The sequence below is a fragment of the Streptomyces sp. NH27 genome (assembly GCF_056859195.1).
Window position 1 is genome coordinate 1 of the sequence record NZ_JACEGK010000669.1, and the last position, 3,624, is coordinate 3,624.

General features: G+C 70.6%; 2 protein-coding genes. One reads left to right on the forward strand and one right to left on the reverse strand.

Annotated features, from left to right (window positions below; genetic code table 11):
- Window positions 1-108 precede the first annotated feature (108 nt).
- The gene (locus AC13HU_RS34100; protein WP_483045865.1) at window positions 109-1,377 is read left to right on the forward strand and encodes a polysaccharide deacetylase family protein; all 1,269 of its coding nucleotides are present in this window, start codon (window positions 109-111) and stop codon (window positions 1,375-1,377) included.
- Here AC13HU_RS34100 and AC13HU_RS34105 read toward each other — a convergent pair.
- On the reverse strand, window positions 1,367-3,379 hold the full coding sequence (locus tag AC13HU_RS34105; protein ID WP_483045866.1) for a transglycosylase domain-containing protein: 2,013 nt from the start codon (window positions 3,377-3,379) through the stop codon (window positions 1,367-1,369). The two genes, AC13HU_RS34100 and AC13HU_RS34105, sit on opposite strands and share 11 nt — an antisense overlap.
- Window positions 3,380-3,624: the final 245 nt, after the last annotated feature.

Here is a 3,624-nt window from a genome sequence, read left to right on the forward strand (position 1 = left end):
GTGGAGGACGACTCCTCCACCGGGGCCCGCCCGCACGTTTGATCGGATCAACTGAATAATGGGTCCCGGTACGCCCGTGGGCGGTGTGCCCTGGGGGGACGCGCACCGATGGTGAAGCTCAAGCGGGGGGCCGTGGCCGGGCTGGCCACCGCGGGTGTGGCGGCGGCACTAGCCGTGACGCTGGTCGCGATCGACGGCGGAGGCGGCGGCTCCGCGCAGGCCAAGACGGCCGGGCACACCACGGCGCAGCCGCCGGTCCGGCACGCGCCGACCGCCTCCGCCACCCCCTCGTGGGACGGCAAGACCAAGGTGATCGGGGACGGCTCCACGTCGTACACCGGGCCGCAGCCGAACCAGCCGAAGTGGCACAAGCTCAAACCCGGCGAGAAGCCACCGCAGTTCGTGGTCTTCTCCTGGGACGGCGCGCTGGAGGGCGACGACCACGACTTCTCCCGCTTCCGCACCCTGGCGAAGCAGTACCACGCCAACATGACGTTCTTCCTCAGCGGCATCTACCTGCTGCCGAAGGACAAGCGCACCCTCTACCACCCGCCGCAGCACTCGCCGGGCTCCTCCGCGATCGACTACCCCACCGACCAGCACATCAAGTGGACCCTCCAACAGCTCCGGCTGGCCTGGGCGGACGGCGACGAGATCGGCACCCACTTCAACGGGCACTTCTGCAAGCCCGACAAGGGCGCGGGCGCGGACTGGAGCACCAAGGAGTGGCTGAGCGAGACCAGCCAGGCGTACTCCTTCGTGCAGAACTGGAAGACCAACACCGGCTACACCGGCATCCCGCCGCTGCCGTTCGACTACGCCCGGGAGCTGGTCGGCGGGCGCGCGCCGTGCCTGGAGGGCCAGAAGAACCTGCTGCCTGCCGAGAAGCAGCTCGGCTGGCGGTACGACGCCAGCTCGCCCGGCGACTTCCAGCTCTGGCCGAAGAAGCAGGACGGGATCTGGAACTTCCCGCTGGAGCTGGTGCCTTACCCGGGCAAGAGCTTCCAGGGCCTGACGATGGACTTCAACTTCCTCTACAACCAGTCCGGCGGCGACGTCACCGAGGGCGACCCGGCGAAGTACCCGAAGTGGGAGAAGCAGACCCGGCAGGGCTACCTCGACGGCTTCCAGCGGGTCTACAACGGCAGCCGGGCACCGCTGTTCATCGGCAACCACTTCGAGGACTGGAACGGCGGCATCTACATGCAGGCCATCTCCGACGTGGTGAAGGACGTCTGCCCCAGGAAGGGCGTGGAGTGCGTGTCCTTCAAGGAGTTGTGCGACTGGCTGGACATGCAGGACCCCGCGGTGGTGGCGAAGCTGCGCAATCTGGACCCGGGCGAGTCGCCGGACTGGTCGACCTTCCTCACGAAGTAGCGGCCTTGCGGGCGGCGTCGGGGCCGGTCGGCGTGGGCGTCGCCGTCTGCGCGCCGCCCGGCGGGCGGGTCGCCTCGGCGTAGTGGGTCCAGATGTCCACCGGGGCGTCGCTGCCCGGCTTCTTCGCGGACCGCCCGCCGATCCCGGTCAGCAGCTCCAACCCCTGCGACTTCGGGTCGATCCGGAACAGCGTGACCGCGGTGGCCATGTCCGCGTCGTAGCCGGCGAACGACGCCGAGGTGTTGTCCGGCGCGGTGCCCGGCAGCCCGGCCAGCCCCGGCCCGGCCTTCGCCACCGCTTGCGCCGCGCCGGTGGCGACCGCGTCGCGCAGCGCGTCGTCCACCTCCCCGGCCACCTTCGGGGTGAACGGGTGTGTGACGGTGGGCTTTTGGAGCGGCACCGCGGCGCCGTCGCGGGTGATGCGCAGCACCGAGTACGGGTCGGTGTGGGTGCCGCCGGCCGCGAAGGTGGCGTACCCGTCTGCCATCCGGATCGGGCTGGGCGTGGAGGTGCCCAGCGAGAAGCTCGGCACCTGCTCGGCGAAGCCGCTGTCCGGCAGCAGCCCGGCGTCGATCGACGCCTGCCGCACCTGGTTGAGCCCGACGTCCATGCCGAGTTGGGTGATCGGCCCGTTCACGCCCTTCGCGACGGCCTTGCCCAGCGGGATCCGCCCGTACGAACGGCCGTCGGCGTTGGCGGTCTTGACGACCTTCCCGTCCCGGCTCCAGTACGGGCCCTCGGGCGTCTTGAGCGGCACCTTGTCGTCGCCGTCGTAGCGGGAGTCCGGGTCGATCTGGGACCTCGGCGCGTCCCGGCTGGTGACCACGCCGTCGCGCAGGGCCGCCGCGTACACGTACGGCGCGTAGGTGGTGCCGGCCGGCACGATCGCGATGTCGGCGTCGTCGAAGCCCTGCTTGATGTAGTCGGGGCCGCCGTAGATCGCGAGGATGCGCCCGTCGGTGGCCACCGAGGCGGCGCCGACCCGCACGTCGCGGTCGGCTTGGCGGTCCGCCGGGCGCAGTTTGCCGATCTGCTGCTTGACGGCCGCGGCCAGCGCCTCCACCTTCGGCTTCTGGAACGTGGTGTAGATCTGGTACCCGCCGAGGTCGAACTGCTGGTCGGAGATGCCGCTGTGCGCGGAGACATAGGCGCGCGCGGTGTCCACGAGATAGCCGGTCTGCCCGCTCAGCCCGGCCGGCTTCGGCGGCGCGATCGGCTCGGGGAACGTCGTGTACGTGGCGCGCTGGGCGGCCGACAGCTTGCCGGTCTTCACCATCCGGTCCAGCACCCAGTTCCAGCGCTGCACCGCCCGATGGTGGTTGGCGGCGCTCACCGAAGGGTCGAACTGGCCGGCGCCCTTGAGCAGCGCGGCGAGCAACGCGGCCTGGCTCGGGTTGAGTTGCGTGACGTCCTCGCCGTAGTACGCCTTCGCGGCGCGCTGCACCCCGTAGGCGCCGCGGCCGAACCAGCTCGTGTTGAGGTAGCCGTCGAGGATCTGCTTCTTGCTCATCTTGCGGTCCAGCTTGATCGCGATGAAGATCTCGGAGATCTTGCGGGAGATCGTCTGGTCCTGGTCGAGATACACGTTCTTGACGTACTGCTGGGTGATCGTGGAACCGCCCTGCGTCTGGCCGCCGGTGGCCATGTTCGCCACCGCCCGGCCGATGCCCGTCGGGGAGACGCCGTGGTCGGAGTAGAACGACGCGTTCTCGGCGGCGAGCACCGCCCACTGCACGGAGGACGGTATACGGTCCAGCGGCATCGCCTGCCGGTCGACCGGGCCGATCCGGGCCATCTCGGTGCCGTCGGCCCAGTAGTAGACGTTGTCCTGCTGGGTCGCGTAGGCGTTCAGGTCGGCGGGGATCGCCGTGCGCTCGTAGGCCCAGCCGACCAGGGCGATCAGGGCGAGCACGGACCACGTGCACAGCAGCAGGGCCTGGCGCAGCGACGGCAGCCAGCGGCGCCATCCGGCGCGGCCCGGCCGCGGATAGCTGGGGCGCATCCGTCGGAGCGGCGTCCGCCAGGATGTCCCGCCTTCGGCGGTGCCGACGCGGCCCTCGGCACTCTCGGCACTCTCGGCACCCTTGGTCCCCGCGGCCTCCGCGACCCGGCGTCGCGGCCTCGGCAACCGTGCGGTTGCCGTCCGAACCGCCCGCAACGTCTTCGCGGGTAGCTCCGCCGACGACGACCGCCGATGCCCACCACTTCGCCGCGCGAACATGACCCCCCTTGCCAACACCCCTGGAC

Coding starts and splice junctions, on each gene's coding strand:
- AC13HU_RS34100 (WP_483045865.1), top strand. CDS start 109: ATGGTGAAGCTCAAGCGGGGGGCCGTGGCCGGGCTGGCCACCGCGGGT.
- AC13HU_RS34105 (WP_483045866.1), bottom strand. CDS start 3,379: ATGCGCCCCAGCTATCCGCGGCCGGGCCGCGCCGGATGGCGCCGCTGG.